22 protein-coding genes are annotated in these 24,055 nt (G+C 61.0%); 14 read left to right on the plus strand and 8 right to left on the minus strand.

Annotation, left to right across the window (positions count from 1 at the left end; genetic code table 11):
* Window positions 1–108 precede the first annotated feature (108 nt).
* Genes AC3IQ7_RS00700 through AC3IQ7_RS00710 form a run of 3 tightly spaced genes read right to left on the minus strand, consistent with a single transcriptional unit; the run spans window position 109 to window position 2,271 of the window.
* Window positions 109–1,056 (minus strand): FecR family protein, encoded by a 948-nt coding sequence (locus tag AC3IQ7_RS00700; protein WP_489208083.1) that lies wholly within the window; start codon window positions 1,054–1,056, stop codon window positions 109–111.
* Window positions 1,049–1,606, minus strand: a complete 558-nt coding sequence (locus AC3IQ7_RS00705) for an RNA polymerase sigma factor (protein WP_035823145.1) — start codon at window positions 1,604–1,606, stop codon at window positions 1,049–1,051. Before AC3IQ7_RS00705 ends, AC3IQ7_RS00700 begins: the two co-directional genes overlap by 8 nt.
* Window positions 1,607–1,608: 2 nt before the next feature.
* Window positions 1,609–2,271, minus strand: coding sequence for a secretin and TonB N-terminal domain-containing protein (locus tag AC3IQ7_RS00710; RefSeq protein WP_489208084.1), 663 nt, complete (start codon window positions 2,269–2,271; stop codon window positions 1,609–1,611).
* Between the two features lie 260 nt (window positions 2,272–2,531).
* On the opposite strand from AC3IQ7_RS00710, the gene AC3IQ7_RS00715 reads away from it, so the two are divergent.
* From AC3IQ7_RS00715 to AC3IQ7_RS00740, 6 genes are all read left to right on the plus strand, one after another.
* Window positions 2,532–2,897: a hypothetical protein gene (locus AC3IQ7_RS00715; protein WP_158301277.1), complete on the plus strand. Its 366-nt coding sequence runs from the start codon at window positions 2,532–2,534 to the stop codon at window positions 2,895–2,897.
* A 94-nt stretch (window positions 2,898–2,991) separates the two neighbouring features.
* The gene (locus tag AC3IQ7_RS00720; RefSeq protein ID WP_489208085.1) at window positions 2,992–5,340 is read left to right on the plus strand and encodes a Tex family protein; all 2,349 of its coding nucleotides are present in this window, start codon (window positions 2,992–2,994) and stop codon (window positions 5,338–5,340) included.
* Between the two features lie 4 nt (window positions 5,341–5,344).
* Window positions 5,345–5,821, plus strand: coding sequence for a GNAT family N-acetyltransferase (locus AC3IQ7_RS00725; RefSeq protein WP_489208086.1), 477 nt, complete (start codon window positions 5,345–5,347; stop codon window positions 5,819–5,821).
* A gap of 105 nt (window positions 5,822–5,926) precedes the next feature.
* Window positions 5,927–6,238 carry a Grx4 family monothiol glutaredoxin gene (gene grxD, locus AC3IQ7_RS00730; protein WP_010402157.1) on the plus strand — a complete coding sequence of 104 codons (312 nt, stop codon included), beginning with the start codon at window positions 5,927–5,929 and terminating at the stop codon, window positions 6,236–6,238.
* A complete protein-coding gene (locus AC3IQ7_RS00735; protein ID WP_099379189.1) occupies window positions 6,231–6,845 on the plus strand; it encodes a UbiX family flavin prenyltransferase in 615 nt (204 codons plus the stop codon). The genes grxD and AC3IQ7_RS00735 overlap by 8 nt, the downstream gene beginning before the upstream one ends.
* 124 nt (window positions 6,846–6,969) lie before the next feature.
* Complete coding sequence (locus tag AC3IQ7_RS00740) at window positions 6,970–7,377, plus strand: hypothetical protein (protein WP_489210572.1); 408 nt, start codon at window positions 6,970–6,972, stop codon at window positions 7,375–7,377.
* A 62-nt stretch (window positions 7,378–7,439) separates the two neighbouring features.
* Here AC3IQ7_RS00740 and AC3IQ7_RS00745 read toward each other — a convergent pair whose 3' ends face one another.
* Window positions 7,440–7,847, minus strand: a complete 408-nt coding sequence (locus tag AC3IQ7_RS00745; RefSeq protein WP_034753756.1) for a hypothetical protein — start codon at window positions 7,845–7,847, stop codon at window positions 7,440–7,442.
* Window positions 7,848–8,091: 244 nt separating this feature from the next.
* Here AC3IQ7_RS00745 and AC3IQ7_RS00750 point away from each other — a divergent pair, with 244 nt between their 5' ends.
* The 7 genes from AC3IQ7_RS00750 to AC3IQ7_RS00780 all read left to right on the plus strand — a co-directional run bounded on the left by AC3IQ7_RS00750 (window position 8,092) and on the right by AC3IQ7_RS00780 (window position 15,237).
* Complete coding sequence (locus AC3IQ7_RS00750) at window positions 8,092–8,385, plus strand: hypothetical protein (RefSeq protein ID WP_158301276.1); 294 nt, start codon at window positions 8,092–8,094, stop codon at window positions 8,383–8,385.
* A gap of 174 nt (window positions 8,386–8,559) precedes the next feature.
* On the plus strand, window positions 8,560–8,964 hold the full coding sequence (locus AC3IQ7_RS00755) for a MerR family transcriptional regulator (protein ID WP_099379188.1): 405 nt from the start codon (window positions 8,560–8,562) through the stop codon (window positions 8,962–8,964).
* Between the two features lie 124 nt (window positions 8,965–9,088).
* Window positions 9,089–10,273, plus strand: coding sequence for an isovaleryl-CoA dehydrogenase (locus AC3IQ7_RS00760; RefSeq protein WP_070260712.1), 1,185 nt, complete (start codon window positions 9,089–9,091; stop codon window positions 10,271–10,273).
* A gap of 53 nt (window positions 10,274–10,326) precedes the next feature.
* Window positions 10,327–12,126: a bifunctional isocitrate dehydrogenase kinase/phosphatase gene (aceK, locus tag AC3IQ7_RS00765; protein ID WP_489208087.1), complete on the plus strand. Its 1,800-nt coding sequence runs from the start codon at window positions 10,327–10,329 to the stop codon at window positions 12,124–12,126.
* Window positions 12,123–13,319, plus strand: a complete 1,197-nt coding sequence (locus AC3IQ7_RS00770) for an acetyl-CoA C-acyltransferase (RefSeq protein WP_489208088.1) — start codon at window positions 12,123–12,125, stop codon at window positions 13,317–13,319. The genes aceK and AC3IQ7_RS00770 overlap by 4 nt, the downstream gene beginning before the upstream one ends.
* An 83-nt stretch (window positions 13,320–13,402) precedes the next feature.
* The gene (locus AC3IQ7_RS00775) at window positions 13,403–14,071 is read left to right on the plus strand and encodes an SDR family oxidoreductase (protein WP_489208089.1); all 669 of its coding nucleotides are present in this window, start codon (window positions 13,403–13,405) and stop codon (window positions 14,069–14,071) included.
* Window positions 14,072–14,109: 38 nt separating this feature from the next.
* Window positions 14,110–15,237, plus strand: a complete 1,128-nt coding sequence (locus AC3IQ7_RS00780) for an acyl-CoA dehydrogenase family protein (RefSeq protein WP_489208090.1) — start codon at window positions 14,110–14,112, stop codon at window positions 15,235–15,237.
* A gap of 394 nt (window positions 15,238–15,631) precedes the next feature.
* On the opposite strand, the gene AC3IQ7_RS00785 is transcribed toward AC3IQ7_RS00780, so the two are convergent.
* From AC3IQ7_RS00785 to AC3IQ7_RS00800, 4 genes are all read right to left on the minus strand, one after another.
* Window positions 15,632–16,525: a YihY/virulence factor BrkB family protein gene (locus tag AC3IQ7_RS00785; protein ID WP_489210565.1), complete on the minus strand. Its 894-nt coding sequence runs from the start codon at window positions 16,523–16,525 to the stop codon at window positions 15,632–15,634.
* A gap of 85 nt (window positions 16,526–16,610) precedes the next feature.
* Window positions 16,611–17,690, minus strand: a complete 1,080-nt coding sequence (locus AC3IQ7_RS00790) for a S66 peptidase family protein (RefSeq protein ID WP_322429310.1) — start codon at window positions 17,688–17,690, stop codon at window positions 16,611–16,613.
* An 89-nt stretch (window positions 17,691–17,779) separates the two neighbouring features.
* Window positions 17,780–20,572, minus strand: a complete 2,793-nt coding sequence (locus AC3IQ7_RS00795) for a TonB-dependent receptor (protein ID WP_489208092.1) — start codon at window positions 20,570–20,572, stop codon at window positions 17,780–17,782.
* A 220-nt stretch (window positions 20,573–20,792) separates the two neighbouring features.
* Window positions 20,793–22,595: an ABC transporter substrate-binding protein gene (locus AC3IQ7_RS00800; protein ID WP_489210566.1), complete on the minus strand. Its 1,803-nt coding sequence runs from the start codon at window positions 22,593–22,595 to the stop codon at window positions 20,793–20,795.
* A gap of 217 nt (window positions 22,596–22,812) precedes the next feature.
* Here AC3IQ7_RS00800 and AC3IQ7_RS00805 point away from each other — a divergent pair, with 217 nt between their 5' ends.
* Window positions 22,813–24,051, plus strand: coding sequence for a nucleoside recognition domain-containing protein (locus AC3IQ7_RS00805; RefSeq protein WP_035823177.1), 1,239 nt, complete (start codon window positions 22,813–22,815; stop codon window positions 24,049–24,051).
* Window positions 24,052–24,055 lie beyond the last annotated feature (4 nt).

A 24,055-nucleotide genomic window follows, 5' to 3' on the forward strand; every position in this document is an offset into this window, starting at 1 on the left:
CACTGATTCGCGGCTTCCAGCAGCATTGACAGGGAACAAGGTCCGGGACTGCAAAAGGTCATGAAAATGTCATAATTGGCTGAGCACCTCGGCGCGCCAAGGCGGGGCTCAGCCGAACAGCACGATGCCGCCCGGCAGTCGCGTCACGCGCGCGCCATACGCGTCCTGGATCAGGGCAATCACGTCATCGAGGCGGTCGAGCGAAAAGCTCGCTTGCACGCGCGTCAGTTTCAAGGCGTCGCCATTGAGGATCAGCTTGCCGGGACGGTAGCGGTTCACCTCGTCCACCACCTCGGCCAGGGTGCTTTGTTTAAAAACCAGCAGCCGGTGGCGCCACGCGCTGACGTCGCTTTTTGCCACCGTGCGGGCGATGCCGAAATGCTCGGGCCGGTAACGCAGTTGCTGGCCGGCCGCCAGTTCCGCGTCGTTGCCGGCCTGCGCCACGCGCAAGCGGCCCGCCAGGCACGTTACGCATACTTCCTGGCCGAATAACCGGATATTGAAGCGCGCGCTGCCGGCCGACACGGTGCCGTCGCCCGCCTGCACGCGCACCCGCGCCGCGCCGCGCAAGCCGGCCTGGAATTCCGCTTCGCCCGCCAGCAGCACCAGCGCCGCGGCGCCATCCTGCAGCGGCGCCGCATCGAGGCGCGTCTGCGTATTCATCTGCACCAGCACGCCGTCTTCAAACGCCACTTCGCGCTGCTCGCCCGTGCCGGTGGCATAGTCGGCACCGAGGCCCGCCACGGCCGGCCACAGGTCCGTCGGCGGGCGCAATACCAGCAAGCCCAGCGAGGCAGCCACGGCGCCACCGAGCCAGGCGCGCCGCGCCGTATTCACAGGCGCCTGCGCCCGCTTGACGGCGCGCGCGGCCGGCGCCATGGCGCCCCACACGGCGCGCGCCTCGGCAAACGCGTTGGCATGCTTGCGGCTGCGCGCGCACCAGTGGCGAAACACTTGCGCGTCGCGCTCGCTGACCTGGCCCGAGGCCAGGCGCACGACCCACGCCTGCGCTTCCTTCTGGATGACACCCATGTCGTCTTCCGCTTGTTCAGTCATGATGTTTAGACGTTTTTCCCGCGCCGGGACCGAAGCGCTGGATGAAATCGCGTCCCATGCGCTCGCAGCAATGTTCGAGACCGGCGCGCAATTCCTTCTCCACCGTGCGGGCGGAAATGCCGAAGCGCTCGGCGATGTCGCGGTGCGGCAACTGGTCGACGCGGGCGGCGATGACGATGGCGCGCCGGCGTTTCGGCAACTCCTGCAAGGCCCGTTCCAGCTCTTCCAGTTCGGCGCGCGCGCTGAAGGTGCGCGCCGGGTCTGCCAGCTCGTCGGCCATCTCGTACAGATCGTCGATATCGGGCAAGCTGAGCAGGCGCGCATTGTCGCGGCGTTGATCTTCCGCAATGTTGATGGCGATGCGCATCAGGTAGGCGGACGGGTAGCTGATCGCTTCGGGCGCGTTCATCCGTTCCACCCGCAAATACGTTTCATGCAGCGCGTCATTGGCCAGGTCTTCCGAACCGAGGCGGCGCTGCAGATGGCGGCGAAACTGTCCGTAGCGTTCCAGGAACAGCTTGCGCAAGGTGGTTTTGAGCAGTTCCGGCATGCTCAGGGCGCTCCGGCCACGAGGTAGGGCGCGCAATCGGCATCGGGATCGGGCCGTGGCGTCAGTAAAATCGTCAGCGGCTGCGGCAAGCCCGCCGGCGGCGCGCCATCGATCAGCAGGCTGCGCAGGCGCTGCAGCACGGCGCGGTCGCGCTGTTCCACGCCACTTGGTTCCAGCACATGCACGGCGCGCACCTTGCCCCGCTCGTCAAGCCACAGCTGGAACGCCAGGCGGTAGCGGCCAAAGGCTTCCGGATGCAAGCGGCACAGGGCGCGCGTGAGCGAACGCTGCAGGATGGCCGCATAGCCTTGCAATGGTGCGCTGGCGGGGGTCACTTCGGCCGGCACAGACGCCGGCGCCACGGGCGCGTCGGCCAGCGGCAGCAAGGTAAACGCATTGCTGCCGCTGAAGCGCGCGCCCAGCTGGGTGCCTGCCAGCAGGCGCTGCAGCGCTTCGGCCGGCGTGTAATCACCGCGCACGGGCGCTGCCACCCTGCCGGCCGCCAGCTGGCTGCTGACGAGCACGGAATACCCGGTCACTTCGCCAAACGCCACCAGGGCCGCATCGAGCGGCTGGGCGGGCAAGTCGAAGCGCAGGGGTGCGTGCGCGCCGGCGTCAGCACCGTCCGCGCCCGCAGCCGGCCGCACGAATGTCATCAAGGTCATCAATGTCATCAGCAAGCAGGCGGACAGGGCATTGCCCCTTGCGGCGCGGCGGTGGCTTAGTGTCATTTTCCAGGGGAAGCAACGAAAAATCCTGCTCATGAAGTGTCTTGACTGCAATGTTGTCTGCAGAATGGCAAGATGGTAGCTTCATAAAATGACAACTGCATGACATGGCGCCAGCCCGCATCCCCGCCTGTGTCATCGCCGCGACACATGGCCTTGCTATGCTGAACGCCTCATCCACCGCTCCGGAGGCCGCCATGGCACGCCTGTTCTCACTGTTGCTGCTGGCCTGCGCCGCCCTGCCTGCGCAGGCGGACGAGCACACCGTCGTCGTGAAGGCCGCCGCGCCGCAGAAGGCTTGCGTGGAAGTGGAAGCCAATGGCCAACGGGCGCCATCGATGTCTTGCTTGAATGAAAAATTATTGCCTAATAGCAACACCATGAACCGGCCGCCGCCTGCCCTGTCCGGTGCGGAAGCAGTCATGCAGCGCCCGTCGAACCAGCTGGGCCTGTACAACCGCGCTGCCCTCGAACACCGCATGGGCAATGCCTTTGGCAAATCCGTTGTACCGCAGAGGCCGCCAACTCCCGTGCCCGCCAGCCCGCTGCTGCCGGCCCGCTGACCTTGTTGTCAACGCACAGTCCATTTGCGCTGTCAAGATTGCGCAATCGCGCCGATTGCGTATCATTCCAGGCTTGATCGCTCTGGAAACAACCATGCTGCCCACTATCGAACAACGTCTTGCCCTTGAACTTGCCGCCAAACCGGTGCAGGTTGCCGCCGCCATCGAACTGCTCGACGAAGGCGCCACCGTGCCCTTCATCGCCCGTTACCGCAAGGAAGCGACCGGCGGCCTCGACGATATCCAGCTGCGCCTGCTCGAAGAGCGCTTGCGCTACCTGCGCGAGCTGGAAGAGCGGCGCGCCGCCATCGTGGCCTCGATCACGGAACAGAACAAGATGACGCCCGAGCTGCTGGACGCCGTCATGCACGCGGAAGACAAAACGCGCCTCGAAGATTTGTACTTGCCGTACAAACAGAAGCGCCGCACGAAGGCGCAGATCGCCATCGAAGCGGGCCTGATGCCGCTGGCCGACGGCTTGCTGGACAATCCGGAACTGACGCCGGAAATGGAAGCGGGCAAGTTCCTGCGCGACGCGTTTACCAGTGCCGACGGGAATAATCCTGGCGTGGCGGACACCAAGGCGGCCCTCGACGGCGCGCGTCAGATTTTGATGGAGCGCTTCGCCGAAGACGCGACCCTGCTGCAAACCTTGCGCGAATACGTGCAGGAACACGGCATCGTCGAATCGAAAGTGGTGGAAGGCAAGCAGGACGAAGGCGAAAAATTCGCCGATTATTTCGCATACTCGGAAACCATTTCCACAGTCCCCTCGCACCGCGCGCTGGCGCTGCTGCGCGGCCGCCGCGAGGGTATCCTCGACGTCACTCTGCGCCTGGACACGGAAGCGGAAAAACCGAAATGGGATGCGCCGCATAACCCGTGCGAAGGCCGCATCGCCGCCCGCTTCGGCATCAAGCAACAAGGCCGCCCGGCCGACAAATGGCTGGCGGACACGGCGCGCTGGACCTGGCGCGTGAAAAGCTTCATGCACCTGGAAACGGAACTGATGGGCGCGTTGCGCGAACGCTCGGAACTCGACGCCATCAACGTCTTCGCCACCAATTTGAAAGCGCTGCTGCTGGCCGCGCCGGCCGGCCAGCGCGCCACCATGGGCCTCGATCCTGGCTTGCGCACGGGCGTGAAAGTGGCCGTGGTTGACGCCACCGGTAAAGTGGTCGACACGGCCGTGATCTACCCGCACCAGCCGAAGAACGACTGGGATGGTTCGCTGCATACGCTGGGCCGCCTGGCCGCCAAGCACAATGTGTCGCTCATTTCCATCGGCAACGGCACCGCCTCGCGCGAAACGGACAAACTGGCGCAGGACCTGATCAAGCAGCACCCGGAAGCGAAGATGACGAAGATCGTTGTCTCGGAAGCGGGCGCGTCGGTGTATTCGGCGTCCGAATTCGCGTCGAAAGAATTGCCGGACATGGACGTGTCCCTGCGCGGCGCCGTCTCCATCGCGCGCCGTCTGCAAGACCCGCTGGCCGAACTGGTGAAAATTGACCCGAAATCGATCGGCGTGGGCCAGTACCAGCATGACGTGAGTCAAAGCCAGCTGGCCCGCTCGCTCGATGCCGTGGTGGAAGATTGCGTGAACGCCGTCGGCGTGGACGTCAATACGGCGTCCGCTCCCCTGCTGGCGCGCGTGTCCGGCCTGTCGGCCAGCGTGGCGCAAAGCATCGTCACCTACCGCGACATGAAGGGCGCGTTCACCTCGCGCGCGGCCTTGAAAGCCGTGCCGCGCCTGGGCGAAAAGACGTACGAACAGGCAGCCGGCTTTTTGCGCGTGATGGGCGGCGACAATCCGCTGGACGCCTCGGCTGTCCACCCGGAATCGTACCCGCTGGTGGAAAAGATCCTGGCCGATATCAAGAAGGATATCAAGGCCGTCATCGGCGAAACGGCCCTGCTGAAAACCCTCAGCCCGGCAAAATATGCGGATGAAACGTTCGGCGTGCCGACCATTTCCGACATCTTGAAGGAACTGGAAAAGCCGGGCCGCGATCCGCGTCCTGAATTCACCACCGCCACCTTCAAGGAAGGCGTGGAAGAGATCCGCGACTTGCGCCCGGACATGATACTCGAGGGCGTGGTCACCAACGTGGCCGCCTTTGGCGCCTTCGTCGATATCGGCGTTCACCAGGATGGCCTTGTGCACATCTCGGCCCTGTCGAACACCTTTGTCAAAGATCCGCACACGGTGGTGAAAGCTGGCCAGGTCGTGCGCGTCAAGGTGCTGGAAGTCGATGAAAAGCGCAAGCGCATCGCGCTGACCATGCGTTTGACGGACAGTGCGCCGCAGGCGGGCAGCAAGCCGGAGCAAAAGGGCGACCGCAACGACCGCCGCAGCATGGCGCAGCACCAGTCGCAATCGCGCAACGCGCCCGAGCCGGCCGGCAGCATGGCCGCCGCGTTCGCCAAGCTGCGCGGCTAAGTCCATGGCCGCCAGGCATGACCTCGTCATCCTGGCGGTGGACGCCGCCAGCGTGGAGGCGCAGCTGCTGCTCGACGAATTGTCGGTAGCATTGCTGCGCATCAATGGCGACAGCGGCCGTTCTTCCTTCGATGTCGAGGCGGCAACGCCGCGCGGCGGTTTTTATCTGGCCCGCGATGCGGCTGGAGAACTGCTGGGCTGCGCCGCCCTGCGGCCGCTGGGCGAGCCGGACAGCGCCATAGGCGAACTCAAGCGCATGTATGCGCGCCCCGGCCAGGGTGGCTTGGGCGTGGGCGCGGCCCTGCTGGCCCATGTGGAGGCGCAGGCGCGCCGGCACGGCTACCAGGCTCTGCACCTGTCCACCCGCGTGGCGAATACCCGCGCCGTGGCGTTTTATGCCAAACACGGCTATGCACCAGTCATTGCTTGGGGCAAATACGTGAGCGCGGCACAATCGACCTGCCTGGGCAAGACCTTATAAGCCCCAACGTGGCTGACTTGCCCAATTTATGACTTGAGCGCATACCCGTGCCGTCGTTTTCTTATAAAATGACGGCATCTATTTATTTACCCATCAGAGGCAGCTATGAGCGACGTACAAACCTGGATCAAAGAAACCGTGACGAGCACGCCAGTCGTGCTGTTCATGAAGGGCACGGCCCAGTTCCCGCAGTGCGGCTTTTCCGGCCGCGCCATTCAGATCCTGAAGGCGTGCGGCGTGGAAAACATCGCCACCGTCAACGTGCTGGATGACCCGGAAGTGCGCCAGGGCATCAAGGATTACTCGAACTGGCCAACCATTCCGCAGCTGTATGTCAAAGGCGAGTTCATCGGTGGTTCCGATATCATGAATGAAATGTTTGAATCGGGCGAACTGAAGTCCCTGCTGGATGCCTGATAGCCAAACGCAGCGGCCGCGCCGTATCGTCGTGGCCATCACGGGCGCCACGGGCGCCGTGTATGGCTTGCGGCTGCTGCAATTACTCGGCGCCATCCCCGGCGTCGAGACGCATCTGGTCTTGTCGGATGCGGCCGTACTGACCCTGCACCAGGAAACGGGCGTGGGGCGCAAGGACATCGAAGCGCAGGCGCACGTGGTGCACAAGCTGCGCGACATCGGCGCCTCTATCGCCAGCGGCTCGTTTCAATCGGATGGCATGGTCGTCGCACCGTGCTCGATGAGGACCCTGGCGGCCGTGGCGCATGGCCTGTCGGATAATTTGATCACGCGGGCAGCCGACGTGGTGCTCAAGGAGCGCCGCCGCCTGATTTTGATGGTGCGCGAAACGCCGTTCAACTTGGCGCACCTGCGCAATATGACAGCCGTGACCGAAATGGGCGGCATCATCTTCCCGCCCTTACCGAGCTTCTACCACCACCCGCAAAGCATCGCGGAAATGGTCGACCATACGGTGGCGCGCGTCATCGACCTGCTCGGCATCGAGCACAGCCTGGCGCCGCGGTGGAATGGTCTCAAGTCTGCAAGCGACACCCCTATCCTCTAGTTGGCGTCACGATGTAACTCTGGCGTCACGATGCCTGACAAAAGCGTAGCGAGCGGCAGCGAGGCTCGGCGCCCCCTTGTGGCCAAGAAGCGCAACCGTGCTTTAGTACGGGGGCGCCGAGCTGGTGAGCATCGCCGGCCGCAAAGCGCGACGCGCAGTAGCTTTGGTCAGGCATCCCTCATCTCTTGTCGAACTGCGTGGCACTTGCCTGCTTCAAATCCCTGGCTTCTTCAACCATCCTGCGGTGGGCGATCCGTTTGCGCATCACTTCCGCATGTTGCGCGGCAGTCATGGGGGGCACGGTCATCAAGTCCTTCAGCTGCGCGGTATTGCTGTAGTTACTTTTCATAAGACGGCTCAAATGCTCGGCTCCGTAGTGGATGAACTGGCTGCTTCTGATGTGATTATGCGCTGGTATTGGCCGCTGCGCCGCTGCGTGCGGGATTATTGTCAAATAATTCCGCTGCAGCGCAACATGCGAGGTCTTATTGTGCGGCAAAATCATGTCTCCAGTATGACCTTGCGCAAATAAAAGGACAGGGGGAGCACCGTCAGCGAAAAGCGGACGGTGCCGGCCGGGGAGGGCCTGAATGCTTACTTTTGGTAGTTGACTCTTACCAGCATGCGAATAAATTCTCGCGCGATTTGACGATGATGTTCATCTAATCTTTGCAAATCGGCAATTAATTTCACATCGGCGGACTCAAAACGCGACAAAGCGCTGCCCGCTTCACCATTCGGCGTGGCGCTTTCCGGGCCGCCAAAACGCAACCATTCCGCCGGAACGCCCAACCATTGGGCAATCATGCGCAATTTCTCTTGCGTCGGAATTGCTTCACCTACTAACCATTTCCTAGCTGCATGCACGGTAATCGGGCGCCCGTCGAAACGGATATTGAATTCCCGGGCCAGTCTGGTCGGGCTGTCTGGAGAATAATGGGCGTTTTTGAGAGCCAACTGAAGTCGCTGGCTGAAGCTTTCGCGTTCGTTAGAAGAATTCATAGGTGTACTATTTCATGTTGTAACATGAAAGTCAGTTTCTTGAATGACCATACAGATTGTTACATTTGAAAAGAGTATCAATTAACAATTAACACTCCGGCCGAGCTTTTCAAGTCAAAAAGTGGGCCGAATTTTCTCTTGCGATTCTGCGTGGCTTCGGGTCAAATTCGCGGCTAGCCTTGATTTTCGCACTGCAGCACGATTCAAAGCCTCGGTTTGGCATTACAACGTACGGTATCGGATAATGCCCTCCTCTACCGATGCGCGCAATGCCCATGTCATACAATTTCTTATAGACAAAGTTTTCAGAAGGGCCATTTTGTTTCCAACATGGAAACGATACAAACAGCGTGCTCATAGTGAAACGTTGTTTTTTGATCGTGCCGGCTGGAAAGAATCTGCGCCTGAAAATTTTACTGCCATCGCAGCGAAAAGAATGTCGCTGTTATGCCAGGAAAGCTCTTTTTGGTGTCATCTTGGCCACCAACTCTCGATCTTAAGCGCGTTTGCGCAAGAAGAATCAATTTATTTTCAGTAACTGTTGCCTTATTCGCCAAATTTCCCTGTCCAGCCTCTCTTTTTTCTTTGTTGCAGCACGGGCAGGGCACGCTACAATAGTATTGACGTTGACGTAAACGGCACTTTGCCATCCATTGCCTCGCAGCACCCATCCAGTGACCGACCACCCATGCAACCGATACCGCCCGCACCCATGACGACCTATACCATTACCGAACTGGCGCGGGAATTCGACATCACGGCGCGCGCCATCCGCTTCTATGAAGACCAGGGCTTGCTCAGTCCGAAACGCGAAGGTGCCGGCGGGCGCAGCCGCGTCTACACGCCGCGCGACCGCACCCGCCTGAAGCTGACCCTGCGCGGCAAGCGCCTGGGCCTGGCGCTGTCGGAAATCAAGAGCCTGGTCGACATGTACGAATCGCCGAAGGACACGCGCGCGCAGATGGACCGCTTCCTGGGCGTGCTGGCGCAGCACCGGCAGACCTTGGAACAGCAGCGCATCGATATCGAAATGGCGCTGGCGGAAATCAGCGCGCATGAAGACGCTTGCGCGCGCATGCTGGCGGACTCGAACCTTGATAAGGCGCAAACAAACTAAAGGCGCGAGCAGCAGACCGCTGCCGTGCATCGGTTGACGTTTACGTAAACGTCACAACTGAGTATCATAGCTTCACTGACCCGGCATCCATGACCGCCACACTTATAACGACGACGAGGACGACATGCTCCATCTCCCAGGCTTGACCTTTGACCACGGCGACGACATCGCCTCCCTGCGCGAAGCGATCCAACAATTCGCCGCCGCCGAAATCGCGCCGCGCGCGGCCGAAATCGACCGCACGGACCAGTTCCCCATGGACCTGTGGCGCAAAATGGGCGACATGGGCTTGCTCGGCATCACCGTCAGCGAAGAGTACGGCGGCGCCGGCATGGGTTACCTGGCGCACATCATCGCCATGGAAGAGATCTCGCGCGCCTCGGCTTCCGTCGGCCTGTCCTACGGCGCCCACTCGAACCTGTGCGTGAACCAGATCAAGCGCAACGGCACGGCCGAGCAAAAAGCCAAGTACTTGCCGAAACTGATCACGGGCGAGCACATCGGCGCCCTGGCCATGTCGGAGCCGAACGCGGGCTCGGACGTCGTCAGCATGAAGCTGCGCGCCGACTTCAAGGGCGACCGCTGGGTCTTGAACGGCACCAAGATGTGGATCACCAACGGCCCCGACGCGGACGTGCTGGTGGTGTACGCGAAAAACGACCTGGAAGCGGGTCCGCGCGGCATGACGGCGTTCCTGATCGAAAAGAATTTCAAGGGCTTCTCCATCGCGCAAAAGCTCGACAAGCTGGGCATGCGCGGTTCGCACACGGGCGAACTGGTGTTCCAGGATTGCGAAGTGCCGGCCGAAAACGTGCTGGGCGGCCTGGGCAAGGGCGTCAACGTGCTGATGTCGGGCCTCGATTTCGAGCGCACCGTGCTGTCCGGCGGCCCGCTGGGCATCATGCAGGCCTGCATGGACCTGGTCGTGCCTTACGTGCATGACCGCAAGCAATTCGGCCAGCCCATCGGCGAATTCCAATTGATGCAAGGTAAGCTGGCCGATATGTATTCGACCATGATGGCGTGCAAGGCCTATGTCTACGCCGTGGGTCAGGCCTGCGACCGCGCCACCACGCCGGAAGCCGTGCGCCAGTTGCGCAAGGATGCGGCCGGCGCCATTCTGTATAGTGCAGAGAAAGCGACCTGGATGGCGGGCGAAGCGATCCAGGCCCTGGGCGGCAACGGCTACATCAACGAGTATCCGGCCGGCCGTCTGTGGCGCGATGCCAAGCTGTATGAAATCGGCGCCGGGACCAGCGAAATCCGCCGCATGCTGATAGGCCGCGAACTGTTTGCGGAAACCAAGTAAGCACGGGCGCGCGACGATCGACTGGGTGATGAGCCATTCATGCGAGCACAACTATGACGCACATTGCCTTCCCCAAATTGCTCTCTTCCCAGATTGCATTCGATATCGCGCGCACCATCCGCGACGGCTTCGACAAGCATTACCGTTTGTTCCGCGAAACCAGCCGGCAAGCCAAGCAGTATTTCGAGCAAGGCGCCTGGGCCGCGGCGCAGACGGCGGCCCGCGAACGCATCGACTTTTATGACAAGCGTGTGCAGGAATGCGTGCAGATGCTCGAAGATGAGTACGAAGAGTCGGAGTTGAGCGATGAAGTGTGGCGCGAACTGAAGTTGCATTACATCGGCATGCTGACGGAGCACAAGCAGCCGGAACTGGCGGAAACCTTCTTCAATTCCGTCTGCTGCAACATCCTGCACCGCACATATTTCAATAACGACTATATTTTCGTGCGTCCCGTCGTTTCCACGGAATACATCGAAACGCAAGATCCGGCCCCCACCTACCGCGTGTATTACCCGGGCAAGGATGGCTTGCGCCACACCTTGACGCGCATGGTGAGCAACTTCCAGCTGAACTGCGCCTTTGCCAACCTCGAGCGTGACGTGGCCCAAGTGGAAGCGCGGCTGCAACAGCTGTTCGGCGGCGACCGGCTCGAACCGAACCACCAGATCCAGGTCCTGACCAGCTTGTTTTACCGCAACAAGGGCGCCTATCTGGTCGGCAAGGGCATCAACGGCAACCGCGAATACCCGTTTGTCGTGCCGATCCTGCACAACCGTCACGGCAAGCTTGTGCTCGACACGGTGCTGTTCGAGCAGCAGCAGATCGCCGTGCTGTTTTCATTTACGCGCGCGTATTTCCTGGTCGATATGGAAGTGCCGTCGGCCTATGTGCAATTCCTGCGCAGTTTGCTGCCGCGCAAACCGCGCAGCGAAATCTATACGATATTGGGCTTGCAGAAACAGGGCAAGACCTTGTTTTACCGCGACTACCTGCAGCACCTGAAACATTCGTCGGACCACTTTGAAAGCGCGCCCGGCATCCGTGGCCTGGTGATGCTGGTGTTTGCCCTGCCCTCGTTTCCGTATGTCTTCAAGGTCATCAAGGATTTCTTTCCGCCCCCCAAGGAAACCACGCGCGCGCAAGTCCAGCAAAAGTATTTGCTGGTGAAACACCACGACCGGGTGGGGCGCATGGCCGACACGCTCGAGTATTCCAACGTGGCCTTTCCCCGCGCCCGTTTTGCCGAAGAACTGCTGGCCGAGTTGAAACAGTTCGCCCCTTCGCTGATCGAAGAAGACCACGAGCAGATCATCATCCGCCACCTGTACATCGAGCGGCGCATGGTGCCGCTGAACATGTGGCTGAGCAATGCCGAGAAGGAAGGCCGCGATGACCTGGTCGAACACGCCATCGTCGAGTACGGCAACGCCATCAAGGAATTGGTGGCGGCGAATATTTTTCCCGGCGACATGCTGTATAAAAACTTTGGCGTGACCCGTCATCAGCGTGTCGTTTTTTACGATTACGATGAAATCGAGTACATCACCGATTGCCAGTTCCGCGTCATCCCGCAAGCCCGCACGGAGGAAGAAGAAATGTCGGCCGAACCGTGGTATCCCATCGGCAAGCACGATGTATTTCCCGAACAATTCGGCACCTTCCTGCTGGGCAATCCCCGCATCCGCCGCTATTTCATGCAGCACCATGCCGACCTGCTGACGGCGCAATATTGGCAGGCGCGCAAGCAGCGCATCGAAGACGGCCATATCGAGGACGTCTTCCCTTATCCGCAGCACCTGCGTTTTTGTATGCAGTCACCATCCCCACCTTTAACCGGAGATCCAACATGAATGATCCAGTCGTAATCGTCGGTGCCGCGCGCACCCCCATGGGGGCCTTCCAGGGCGACTTTGCCAACGTCACCGCCAGCGACCTGGGCGCCGTGGCCATCCGCGCCGCCGTCGAACGGGCCGGCGTGGCGCCGGATGCCGTTGAACACGTGTATTTCGGCAATTGCCTGATGGCTGGCCAAGGCCAGGCGCCCGCGCGCCAGGCCTTGCGCAAGGCCGGCTTGCCCGATTCCACGGGTGCCGTGACCCTGTCGAAAATGTGCGGCTCGGCCATGCAGACGACCATGTTCGCGCATGACACCTTGCTGGCCGGCAGCGCCGACGTGGTGGTGGCGGGCGGCATGGAATCGATGACCAACGCCCCCTACCTGGTACCGAAGGCGCGCGGCGGCTACCGCATCGGCCACGGCATGATCTATGACCACATGATGATGGATGGTCTGGAAGACGCCTACAGCCGCGATGAAAAGGGCAATGCCCGCTCGATGGGCACGTTTGCCGAAGAGTGCGCCAGCCAGTACCAGTTCACGCGCGAAGCGCAGGATGCGTTTGCCATCGAATCCGTGAAACGCGCGCAAGCAGCCACCAAAGATGGCAGTTTCGAATGGGAAATCGTGCCCGTGACCGTTTCCGGCCGCGGCGGCGACACCATCGTCAGCATCGATGAAGGCCCGCAAAAGGCCCGCCTGGAAAAAATCCCGACCTTGAAAGCGGCGTTCAAGAAGGATGGCACCATCACGGCCGCCTCGTCGTCGTCGATCAACGATGGCGCGGCCGCCCTCGTGCTGATGCGCGAATCGACGGCGAAAAAACTCGGTTGCACCGTCATCGCGAAAATCCACGGCCACGCCACGCACGCGCAGGCGCCGAACGAATTCACCACGGCGCCCATCGGCGCCATCAAGAAGCTGTACGCCAAGACGGGCTGGAGCAGCAGCAATGTCGACTTGTTCGAGATCAATGAAGCGTTCGCCGCCGTGCCGATGGCCGCCATGCACGATCTCGACATTCCGCACAGCAAGATCAACATCCACGGCGGCGCGTGCGCGCTGGGCCACCCGATCGGCGCCTCGGGCGCGCGCATCATCGTCACCCTGCTGGGCGCCCTGAAGAAAACCGGCGGCAAGCGCGGCGTGGCAGCGCTGTGCATCGGCGGCGGCGAAGCGACGGCGATGGCGATCGAACTGGTATAAGCTGCGCTGTTGACGACAGGCGCGCGCGGCGTGGTCACGTTCGCTGCGCGCCTTTTCATTGATTTCACCCAGGGAGAAAAGACATGCCTACCGCATTGATCATCGGCGCCTCGCGCGGCATCGGCCACGAAATCGTCCGCCAATACCGCCACGATGGCTGGCGGGTGATTGCCACGGCGCGCACGCAAGACGCTTGCGACGCCCTCGCGCAACTGGGCGCGGAAGCGCACCAGCTCGACGTGACGGATGTGGAAGGCTGTGCCGGCCTGGGCTGGAAGCTCGACGATGAAAAGCTCGACGTGGCCATTCTCAACGCGGGCGTGTACGGCCCCCGTCACGACGGTAGCCCCACGCAAGAAGATTTCGATGCCGTCATGCACACGAACGTGCTGGCGGCCATGCGGCTGCTGCCGCTCCTGGCGCCGCTGGTGGCGAATGCCAAAGGCAAACTGGCCGTGCTGTCCTCGCACATGGGCTCCCTGAGCGAACGGAGCAACCCCAGCGGTTCGCTGTACCGCGCCAGCAAGGCGGCCCTGAATTCCGTGCTGATCGACACGGCTCTCGTGCATGGCCCGCAAGGCGCCAGCTGCGTCGCCTTCCACCCGGGCTGGGTGCGCACGGACATGGGCGGCGCTGGCGCCGATATTTCACCCGAGCAAAGCGCTGCCGGCATCCGCGCCACCCTGGCCAGCCTGCCGGCCACGGACAAGGCCGTGTTCCGCAACTACGATGGCAAGCCGATCGCCTGGTAATTCCCGCATCCACTATAAAAAATACGAGACGACGTCCCATGATACTCAATGAAGAACAATCAATGATCCAGGAAGCGCTGCGCAGTTTTTCGCGCGAGCGCCTGGCCCCCAACGCGGCCCGCTGGGACAAGGACCATCATTTCCCGAAAGAAGAATTGCAGGAACTGGCCGCGCTGGGCGCCTTTGGCGTGGCCGTGCCGGAAGCGCTCGGTGGCGCCGGCCTCGATTACGTGTCGCTGGCCCTGGTGCTGGAAGAAATTGCCGCCGGTGATGGCGGCACGTCGACCATCATTTCCGTGAATAATTGCCCCGTGTGCAGCATCGCCATGATGTATGCCAACGACGCGCAAAAGGAACAATGGCTGCGCCCGCTGGCGCAAGGCACGATGCTTGGCGCGTTTTGCCTGACGGAACCGCACACGGGCAGCGACGCCTCGGCCCTGCGCACGACGGCCACGCTCGACGGCAATGAATACGTACTCAACGGCACCAAGCAGTTCATTACCAGCGGCAAGTATGCGGACGTGGCCATCGTCATGGCCGTCACCGACAAGGCGGCCGGCAAGCGTGGCATCAGCGCCTTCTGGGTACCGACGAACACGCCAGGCTACATCGTGGCGGGACTGGAACAGAAAATGGGCCAGCATTCGTCGGACACGGCGCAAATCCTGTTCGACAATTGCCGCATCCCGGCGGAAAATTTAATCGGCGAAGAAGGACAAGGCTACAAGATCGCCCTGTCCGGCCTGGAAGGCGGACGCATCGGCATCGCGTCGCAAGCCGTGGGCATGGCGCGCGCCGCGTATGAAGCGGCCCTGCAGTACGCACGCGAGCGCGAAAGCTTCGGCAAACCCATCTATGAACACCAGGCCGTGCAATTCCGCCTGGCCGACATGGCCACGCAGATCGAAGCAGCGCGCCAGCTGATCCGCCACGCAGCATCGATGAAAGATGCGGGCTTGCCGTGCCTGAAGGAAGCGGCCATGGCCAAGCTGTTTGCGTCGGAAATGGCGGAAAAAGTGTGCTCGGACGCCATCCAGGTGCACGGCGGCTACGGTTATGTGTCCGATTTCCCCGTCGAGCGCATCTACCGCGACGTGCGCGTGTGCCAGATTTACGAGGGGACCAGCGATATTCAGAAAATTCTTATCGCCAGAGCCTTGTAAAAATATCTAGAAGTAGCGGTCTCAGCGCTTTTAGAAACCGTAGCGGGCTGCGCAGTAGGTTTATAAACGCGCCCACCAGACGAAAAAAAAGCCCGCTAGCGCGGGCTTCGTTCCAATGTATTACCAATGCTTTAATCGTGTCATGGACGCCAGTGCTATCTGCAAAGTGCCTCCTGATTTTCGGACTCCCATGCTATCTGCATGGTGACTCCAAGTGTAAATCGACCATCGTATCCGGAATTACAAAATCCATTTCTTCGCACTGTCACGCCATCGACATTACACCTGTCGGTCGCCGCGCTGAAACTGGATGGTGAGATGATTTGCTGCCAAATCTCAATCACTGAACGGAGTATATCACAGATTTTTTGTGCGGTGCAATAAATATTTAAAATCAAGTCCTTAGCGCCAGCGGCTTGTCCTCTTGCCCGCCACGCGCCACCCTTTCGTACTCGGAAATCACTTGCGCGCCCAGCAGCAGCAAAGTGGCGCCGATTTCCAGGCTGAACATGACGACGATGGCTGTCGTCATCGAACCATACACAACATTGACCTGCGACAAGGTGGAGAAATACCAGACCAGCACGTGACGGGCGATTTCCCACAGCAAGGCCGCCGTCACGCCGCCGATCAGCGCATGCGTAATCGATAATCGTCCCACCGGCATGACCAGGTAAATCGAACTGAGCACGAGGATTTCGCCCGCCAGCCCCAGCAGATACAGCAACACGCCGGACACGCCTTCCAGGCCCCAGTCGTGGCGCAGGAAGCGCACGCTTTCCTCACCCATCACTTGCAGGCCGCCCGCCACCAGGGTGATCAGCAAGATCCCCACGCCCAGGCACAGGATGTAGCAATACGGCAGCACGGCGGAAATGAGGAAATGGCGGCGGCGGATGGCCACGCGGTGAATAAAGATCACGCTCATGGCGTTTTCCAGCACGGTAAACGCCAGCGAGCTGAAAAACAGCATGGTCAACAGCAACAGCCAGCCGATCACGCCCCGATTGTTGAGGAAATGCGCGACCTCGGCCACGATGGCCTTCGATTGCCCCGGCACCAGCCATTCCAGGTAATGACCTATGGTTTGCAGCAATTCATCCTGCGCGATCACGTGCGACAGGGCCACCACCACCAGCATCAGCAGGGGCACGATGGACAGCAGCGAGTAATACGCGACGGCGCCCGCCAGCAGCAAGCCCTGGTTGGCGCGAAAAGCCTTCAGCACCTGCAGCACGAAGGCCAGCGGGTGGCTGAGGATGTAGGTACTGGCGTGGCGGTTGATCATATCGGGTGCGGTGAAGAAGGCGGCGCGGCATCGTGCCACGCCTTATCACACTAGCATACTGACAATCACCCTGCTGCACCGTGCGCTAGCAGACGGCCGGCTCCAACAAGGTCAAGGTTTGCCGGTCCGCATCCAGAGTGGCAAGGATGCCCATCGGTATCGTGAACTGGTGGCGAATGTGGCCAAACGAATAGCCGCTGACGGCCGGCACCGTCAATGGCTGCAGATGCTGGTCCAGGGTGTCATTCAGGGTCAGCGCCGTGTCGCCCTCGGCCGCCTCGCAATGCTCGAAAATGCCCAGCATCAGCGCCGCCGCCTTGGAAAACCCCACGGACAGGTCGAGCTGACACAGCATGCGGTCGATGCGGTAAGGCACTTCATTGATTTCTTCGAGGAAAAGGATGTGCTCGCGGAAATCGGCCGCATACGGCGTGCCGGCCAGCGCGCTGACCAGGCACAGGTTGCCGCCCGTCAAGCGTCCCGTCGCCTGGCCGCCATGCACGGTGCGGATGGCGAAGTTCGGCTGCGTCTGCGCGCGGCGGTGGTTGTCCAGCGCCATCGGGATCGTGTAGCTGTCTTGCGGTGTCATCAGCACGTTGCGCAGCTGCGTCACCGTGTAGTCGGAAAACGTGGACGAGGCCACGGGACCGTGGAACGTCACCAGGCCCGTCTGGCGGCCGATGGCCAGGTGCAGGGCCGTGATGTCGGAATAGCCGATCAGCACTTTCGGGTTACGCTGGATCAAGGCGTAATCGAGCAGCGCCAGCAGCGAAATGCAGCCGGAGCCACCGCGGATGGCCCAGATGGCCTTGACTTCCGGGTCGCGGAACGCGGCGTGCAGGTCGTCCAGGCGCTGCTGCACCGTGCCCGCATAGTTGCCGTGCACGGCGCGAATATTCGCGCCCAGGCTGGAACGCAGTCCCAGCGATTCGATATTGCGCTGGGCCTTGGCAATGGACTCCTCATCCGTAAAGCCGCCCGGTGCGATGATGGCGACCAGGTCGCCGTCGCGCAGGCGCGCCGGTTTGATCAATGCGTGTGGCTGTTGCATGCGTTTGCCCTTCCCTTGCGTGGCCGCCGCCCACGCCGGTGTGCCTGCCGCCCCGAAGCTGGCGGCCAGCAAGCCGCCGAAGCGGCGCCGGCTGAGATTGGTCTGACTGGACATGCGGCCCTTTCCTGAAATAAAAAACGGCGACGCCAGGCGCCGCCGCACGAGGTTAGCATGCCAGCGGGATCACCGCCGGCATGGCCGCCTTACATGAACTTGTACTTCAGCTGGAACGACAGCGAACGGCCGCGTGGATCGGCCACGCGCGGGTCCCAGCCGGCGCCCACCACTTCATCCACGTTGTGCGCAGTGAAAGGCGGATCGCGGTCGAACAGGTTCTGGATGCCCACGGTAATCGTCGTATTTTTGAAGCCTGTGTACGTGCCCGACAAGTTATACGTGGTGTAGCTGGACACATCCGGCTTGAAGCCCGGCGGCGGCGCGCCCTTGCCGCCATTCGGCACCTGATCCTTGTAGCCGGAAGCAAAACTCTGGATCAGCAAGCCGCTCCAATCGCCGCGCGACACGCCGAAGCTGGCGTTGTGTTTCCAGCGCAGGTACAGATCGCGCGTATAGAATTTGCCGACCAGTTCCTGGTATTCCTGGCCTTGATATTCCGCAAACTTGAAGCTGTCCATATACGTGCCGTCCAGGGTCGCCGTCCATTTCGCGTCCCGGACCTTGCCTTCGCCACGCAAGCCCACGTCCAGGCCACGCACGCGGCTGCCTGCCGCATTGATCCAGCCCGCCTGCACGTACTCGATGGTACCGTCCGGATTGCGGTGGATGTACTGGTTCAGCGCCTGGTAGTTGGTCAGCACGATTTGCGGCGTGCGGTTCAGGATGCGATCCTTGGTATTGATGGCCCAGTAGTCGAACGAGGCCGAATAGCCCTTGAATGGTTCGATGACAAAACCGACGCTGCCCTGCTTCGACGTTTCCGGCTTCAGGTTGACATTGCCGCCCGTCTTGTAGTCGAGGCGGTCGATGGCGCAGTATTCGGTCACGCCCGGATGCTTGGCGCAGCCTTCCTGATCGATCACGCCGTTCGGCAATTCCTGGCTCAGCGAACCGGAATACAGTTGCTGGAAGCTTGGCGCGAGGAAACCCTTGCTGGCCGAACCACGGAACAGCAGGAAATCGGTCGGCTGGTAGCGGAAGGCCACTTTCGGATTCGTCGTCGCGCCCACCAGGCTGTAATCGTCACGGCGGACGGCCAGCTGCATTTCCAGGTCCTTCGTGACCGGCACCAGCAATTCGGCATACACGGCCTTGACGGTACGGCTGGCATCTTTCAATGCGGCATTGCCTGGCGCCAGCAGGATCTGGATGGCGTCGACGTCTTGCCCGAAGCTGTAACCTTCGCGGCGCAAATCAAAACCGGCCGCCACGGCCAGCGCACCGGCCGGCAGCTGGAACAGCTCGCCCGAAACGGAACCGTCGATCTGCGTCAGAGTCGTCTTGCCATGCTGGAAGTCGCCCCGGAACTTGGTCGATTCGATCAATTGCTTGGCCGCTTCCGTCTGGCTCTGGCCGGCGCCCACCCATGGATTGATGATGCCGCTGGCCAATGCCGCGTACAGCTTGTCCGTGTAGGAATAGCCATCCGTCAGCTTGGTCTTGGTGCTGCTTTCGGCGCGCGAAATGCCCGCCTTGTAATCCCACTTGCCGAAGTTGCCTTCAAAGCCCACCAGCACGCGGGCATTGTCGGTCGTGTTTTCCTGCGTGCGGTTACCGATCTCATTGGCGCGCCATTTGTAGGCAATCGGCTGGGTATTGTCAAACGTGGGGATGTAGGCCGACAGGTCCTGGTAATACGCGCCGCCGACCGGGTACAAATTCTTGTTGGCAACGGTCGCCTGCACCTGCATCGGCGTCAAAATGGCCGTGGCCTTGGTGCGCGAACCGAGCACTTCAACAAACATGCGGTGGTCGGGCGCCAGCTGGAAGGTGCCGCGCGACAACAGATTGGCCCGTTCGACAGGGAATTGCAGCACATAGTCGGCGCCGTAGTCATACGCACACGAATGCGTGGTGCCGCGTGGTGAGGTCACGTCTTTCCACAGTGCCGTCTGGTACTGCGACATGCCCGCGATGCTGTCGCACTTGCCCTGGAAGCTCAGGGGGTTGGCTTGCAGATACACCGTCGGGTCGCCAGGCAAGGTGTAACCGCCAATAAACGTCCCTGGTTTTTTCGGATCAGGATTGGGGATTTGCAGTGCCGTGCCCGGCCCCGACATTTGGTTGGCAAACGGCGTGCCCGTGGTATCGGGCGACAAGCCACGGCCCGGCTGGTAGCCGTTGACGAAGGAGCGGTCGCTGCCGTTCAGGCGCTGCGCCTTGTCGACAGTCAGGCTGGCCATGATGTTATAGCGATCGCTTTCCAGCGAGCCCGTGCCGGCCAGCAGCGAAGCGCGGCGCGTGGCGCCGCCGCCTGCCTGCGTATCGTTGGTGGAAACGGACGCTTCCACGCCGCTGTAATTGGTTTTCAGAATGAAATTGATCACGCCGCCGATGGCATCCGTGCCGTAGATGGCCGAGGCGCCATCCTTGAGGATTTCCACGCGCGAAATCGCGCCCAGCGGAATGGAGTTCAGGTCGACCGACTTGCCGCTGGCGCCGTGCGTGGCGATGCGGCGGCCGTTCAACAGCACCAGGGTGCTCGACGGTCCCAGGCCGCGCAGCGAGGCGAACGAAGCGCCGCCGCTGACACGGTCGGCATCGGCGCCAAAGACGTTATTGCCCGAAGTCATGTTATCGGCGCCCGTGCCGTTTGCCGACAGGGTGCGCACCAGTTGCTCGGTTGTCGTGATGCCCTGCTTTTCGATCTGTTCAAACGAAATGACTTGCACCGGCAGCGCGCCTTCCTTGGCGACGCGTTTGATACTGCTGCCCGTGACTTCGACCCGTTGCATTGCTGGCGCCGCCGCTTCCTGTGCCATCACTGGCCCCACCACCCCCATCAATGCCACCAATTGCGCTAGCTTCTTCAATTTCACGGGTCTCTCCTTTATTTGGGCAATCGAAACTTGAGTTCTCAAGTCAGGCTGTTTTTTTCACGTCGCAACTGTCTGTCTCGCAGTACATTTTTTTATGACATTTGCGCATGACTTTATTTGTTTTCATTTTCAGAGTAGCGCGATGCATCCGGCCCCAGCCAATGAAAAATGCTTTCCTAACCATAACTTTTTGGAATGAATGCCCTTTTCAGCGACATGGTCACTTGCCTGCGGGGCTACCCTTGTGCATATCGACGTCCAGATAGCGCCAGGACGTGAATTCCACGGGGTGGCGCCTGTAGTTTTTTAGCCACGGTTGCTGCAGGTCGGCAGAGATGGGATGCGTCAGCAACACCCACGGCGTGTAAGCGTGGATCAGCTGAAACAGGTCGAAGTACAGACTGCGTCGGCGCGGCGTATCGGATAGCAGGCGCGCCTCCTCATAGCGTTTATTGTAATCGGGCAAGTTGAAGCGGGCATAGTTGGCGCGGCCAACGTTGCCGCCGTACAACAATTGCATAAAGTTATCGCCATCGGGGAAGTCGGCGATCCAGTTGGTCTCGAACATCTGCACCTTGCCCAGGCGCGAGGCCTTGATGATTTCCGTCTTCTTGTCGCTTTTAAACTCCACGCGCACGCCGATGGCATTCAGGTTGCGGCGCCACAATTCATCGCGCAAGCGTCCCACCGTGCTCGGTTCCGTATGCATGGTCAAGACCAGGGGCGTGCCATCCGGCTGGGTGCGGAAGCCATCGGGCCCTGCCTTGTAGCCGAAGCGCTCCAGCAAGGCGCGCGCCAGCACGGGATCGTAGCCGACGGGGCTGCGGTACTGCTTGTCGTAGCCGAGCACATTCGGCGGCAGCGGCGATTGCGCCGGCAAGGCCAGCCCCTTTTTTAATAACGCGATGTCTTCGCGGCTGTTGTAGCTGAGGGCGATGGCGCGCCGCAGGGCCAGCTTGTCCTTGCTCGTGCCGCCCAGCACGGGGTCGTCCATATTCATCCACATGTAATATGTCTGCAGCACGGGAAAGCGCGTCAGTTGCAAGCCCTTGGCGGCCAGCGCCGGCTTCAGCGCGCCATTTTCCAGCACCATGTCCGTCATCGATTCGGGCACTTGCTCCAAGTAATCAAATTCGCCTTTCAAGAATCCCAGCATGCGCGATTGATATTCCTCAACGATGCGCACCTCGATGCGCCCGACCAGGGGCAGACGCTGGCCTTCCAGTGCGGTGGCGATGGCGCGCGCGTCCGGCGGCAAGGCGGCCAGCGCCTTGGTTTCCGTATGGAACACGGTGGGACGGAAAGTCGGATTGGCCTGCAGCACGATCTTGTCGCTGCGCTTCCACTCCTTCACGAGGAACGGCCCCGTGCCCACGGGGTGATTACCGATCTGTCCTGCCGCCGGGTACGCTTCAGCCACTTCGCGCGCCACCACCGCTGTCGCCGGCATGGCCAGGTAAAACAGGAAGTTCGGGTCGACGCCGTTCAGGCGGATGCGCAGGGTGTATTTGTCCAGCGCCTGCAAGCCGGCGATCGGCGTGTCGTAGCTGAATTTTGTTTTCAGGGCCGCATCGCCCACCAGCTTGTCTTCCAGCAAGAACAGCCACGGCGACTTCAGGGTGGGGTCATACAGCCGTGTCAGGCTGTAGACATAATCCTGCGCCGTCACTTCGCGCGGCTGGCCCTTGAAGGCGGGATCGGGCGTAAAGAAGATACCTGGCTGCAAGTGAAAAATATACGTGCGTCCGCCATCTTCCACGGTGGGCAAGCCGCGCGCCGTATTGCCCTGCAACTGCACCGGGCGCGCCAGGTAGTCATAGCGCAGCAGCGGATCGAAGATGTTTTCCATCAAGTTCAGGCTGGCCAGGTCGGACGCCACGGCCGGGTCCAGGCCCGTCTCGCTGGTACTCAAAAACAAGTGCAAGGTTTTATTCGCGCGGGCATCGGTGGCGGCGTGGGCAGCTACAGTGAACAGCGTCAACAAGGCCAGTCCGGCGGCGCAGGCGGTTTTGCGTAAAAACATCATCAGTGATCCAGTGCAGACAAAGGTAAGGAACAGCGGTAAGCAACAGGCATGCCCCACACTACGCGGGCAAGCGACGGGGCGCCAATGAAAACAGGCTGCCAGCTTATAACTTTTTGGCATGCGATTGCTGCATTCTTTCATCAACTCGTATCGGGCTGCCCCTATACTTTGTTTGCAGACATTTTTCACTCCCGACACACAGAACTGATCGCATATGGCACTTAATTACATCTGGTCCGGCTTTTTCCTCGTTGGCTTCCTGGCCGCAGTGCTGCAGTGGCTGTTTCTCGGCGATACCGATATCTTCAAACGCATCATCGACGGCACCTTCGAGACGGCGCGCATGGGCGTGATGGATATCGCCCTGCCGCTGGCCGGCGTGATGACCTTGTGGCTCGGCATCATGAACATCGGTGAAAAGGCGGGCATCGTCGGCTGGCTGGCGAAAGTCATCGCACCGTTCTTTTCGCGTATCTTCCCGGAAATTCCGAAAGACCATCCCGCGACGGGCCACATGGTGATGAATTTCTCGGCCAACCTGCTGGGCCTGGACAATGCGGCCACGCCGTTCGGTCTCAAAGCCATGGAAAGCCTGCAAACCTTGAATCCGAACAAGGAAGAGGCGACGAATGCGCAAATCATGTTTCTGGTGCTGCACACCTCGGGCCTGACCCTGATTCCACTGGCCATCATGGCGCAGCGCTCCATCCTCGGCGCGGCCGACCCATCCGACATCTTTATCCCCTGCATGATCGCCACCTATGTGGCCACCGTGGTCGGCATCATTACGGTGTCCATCAAGCAACGCATCAACTTGCTCAACCGGGTCGTGCTGGGCTGGATGGGCGGCATGACGAGCGCCATCGTCGCCATGATCTGGTACTTCACGCAATACCTGACGAAGCAGGAAATCGAGCTGGTCTCCAAGGTGGTCAGCAACCTGGTGTTGATCAGCGTCATCGCCATTTTCATCATCGGCGCCCTGCGCAAGAAGGTGAACGTGTATGACGCCTTCATCGAGGGGGCGAAAGGCGGCATCCAGACGTCAATTACCGTGATTCCCTACCTGGTCGGCATGCTGGTGGCCATCAGCGTGATCCGCAACGCGGGCGTGTTCAATTTCCTGATGAGCGGCATGAACTGGTTCTTCGCCAACCTGGGCATCAATACGGACTTCGTGCCGGCCCTGCCGACGGCCATGATGAAGCCGCTCAGCGGCTCCGGCTCGAAAGCCATGATGATCGACGCCATGAATACCTACGGCGTCGACTCCTTCGTCGGCCGCCTGGCCTGCGTCTTCCAGGGCTCGGCCGACACCACCTTCTATATCGTGGCCCTGTACTTCGGTTCTGTCGGCATCCGCAAGACGCGCTATGCGATCACGGCAGGCCTGATCGCCGATCTGGCCGGCGTGATCACGGCCGTCTTTGTCGCCTACGTCTTTTTCCACTAAGGAG

It is taken from the genome of Janthinobacterium sp. GL_088, from assembly GCF_057837845.1.

What these genes read in the sequence shown, in the direction of transcription:
- AC3IQ7_RS00785 (WP_489210565.1), bottom strand. Translation starts at nt 16,525, where the DNA reads ATGATCAACCGCCACGCCAGTACCTACATCCTCAGCCACCCGCTGGCC.
- AC3IQ7_RS00790 (WP_322429310.1), bottom strand. Translation starts at nt 17,690, where the DNA reads ATGTCCAGTCAGACCAATCTCAGCCGGCGCCGCTTCGGCGGCTTGCTG.
- AC3IQ7_RS00715 (WP_158301277.1), top strand. Translation starts at nt 2,532, where the DNA reads ATGGCACGCCTGTTCTCACTGTTGCTGCTGGCCTGCGCCGCCCTGCCT.
- AC3IQ7_RS00800 (WP_489210566.1), bottom strand. Translation starts at nt 22,595, where the DNA reads ATGTTTTTACGCAAAACCGCCTGCGCCGCCGGACTGGCCTTGTTGACG.
- grxD (WP_010402157.1), top strand. Translation starts at nt 5,927, where the DNA reads ATGAGCGACGTACAAACCTGGATCAAAGAAACCGTGACGAGCACGCCA.
- aceK (WP_489208087.1), top strand. Translation starts at nt 10,327, where the DNA reads ATGACGCACATTGCCTTCCCCAAATTGCTCTCTTCCCAGATTGCATTC.
- AC3IQ7_RS00745 (WP_034753756.1), bottom strand. Translation starts at nt 7,847, where the DNA reads ATGAATTCTTCTAACGAACGCGAAAGCTTCAGCCAGCGACTTCAGTTG.
- AC3IQ7_RS00725 (WP_489208086.1), top strand. Translation starts at nt 5,345, where the DNA reads ATGGCCGCCAGGCATGACCTCGTCATCCTGGCGGTGGACGCCGCCAGC.
- AC3IQ7_RS00770 (WP_489208088.1), top strand. Translation starts at nt 12,123, where the DNA reads ATGAATGATCCAGTCGTAATCGTCGGTGCCGCGCGCACCCCCATGGGG.
- AC3IQ7_RS00760 (WP_070260712.1), top strand. Translation starts at nt 9,089, where the DNA reads ATGCTCCATCTCCCAGGCTTGACCTTTGACCACGGCGACGACATCGCC.
- AC3IQ7_RS00720 (WP_489208085.1), top strand. Translation starts at nt 2,992, where the DNA reads ATGCTGCCCACTATCGAACAACGTCTTGCCCTTGAACTTGCCGCCAAA.
- AC3IQ7_RS00705 (WP_035823145.1), bottom strand. Translation starts at nt 1,606, where the DNA reads ATGCCGGAACTGCTCAAAACCACCTTGCGCAAGCTGTTCCTGGAACGC.
- AC3IQ7_RS00750 (WP_158301276.1), top strand. Translation starts at nt 8,092, where the DNA reads ATGCCCTCCTCTACCGATGCGCGCAATGCCCATGTCATACAATTTCTT.
- AC3IQ7_RS00780 (WP_489208090.1), top strand. Translation starts at nt 14,110, where the DNA reads ATGATACTCAATGAAGAACAATCAATGATCCAGGAAGCGCTGCGCAGT.
- AC3IQ7_RS00735 (WP_099379189.1), top strand. Translation starts at nt 6,231, where the DNA reads ATGCCTGATAGCCAAACGCAGCGGCCGCGCCGTATCGTCGTGGCCATC.
- AC3IQ7_RS00775 (WP_489208089.1), top strand. Translation starts at nt 13,403, where the DNA reads ATGCCTACCGCATTGATCATCGGCGCCTCGCGCGGCATCGGCCACGAA.
- AC3IQ7_RS00700 (WP_489208083.1), bottom strand. Translation starts at nt 1,056, where the DNA reads ATGACTGAACAAGCGGAAGACGACATGGGTGTCATCCAGAAGGAAGCG.
- AC3IQ7_RS00755 (WP_099379188.1), top strand. Translation starts at nt 8,560, where the DNA reads ATGACGACCTATACCATTACCGAACTGGCGCGGGAATTCGACATCACG.
- AC3IQ7_RS00805 (WP_035823177.1), top strand. Translation starts at nt 22,813, where the DNA reads ATGGCACTTAATTACATCTGGTCCGGCTTTTTCCTCGTTGGCTTCCTG.
- AC3IQ7_RS00710 (WP_489208084.1), bottom strand. Translation starts at nt 2,271, where the DNA reads ATGACCTTGATGACATTCGTGCGGCCGGCTGCGGGCGCGGACGGTGCT.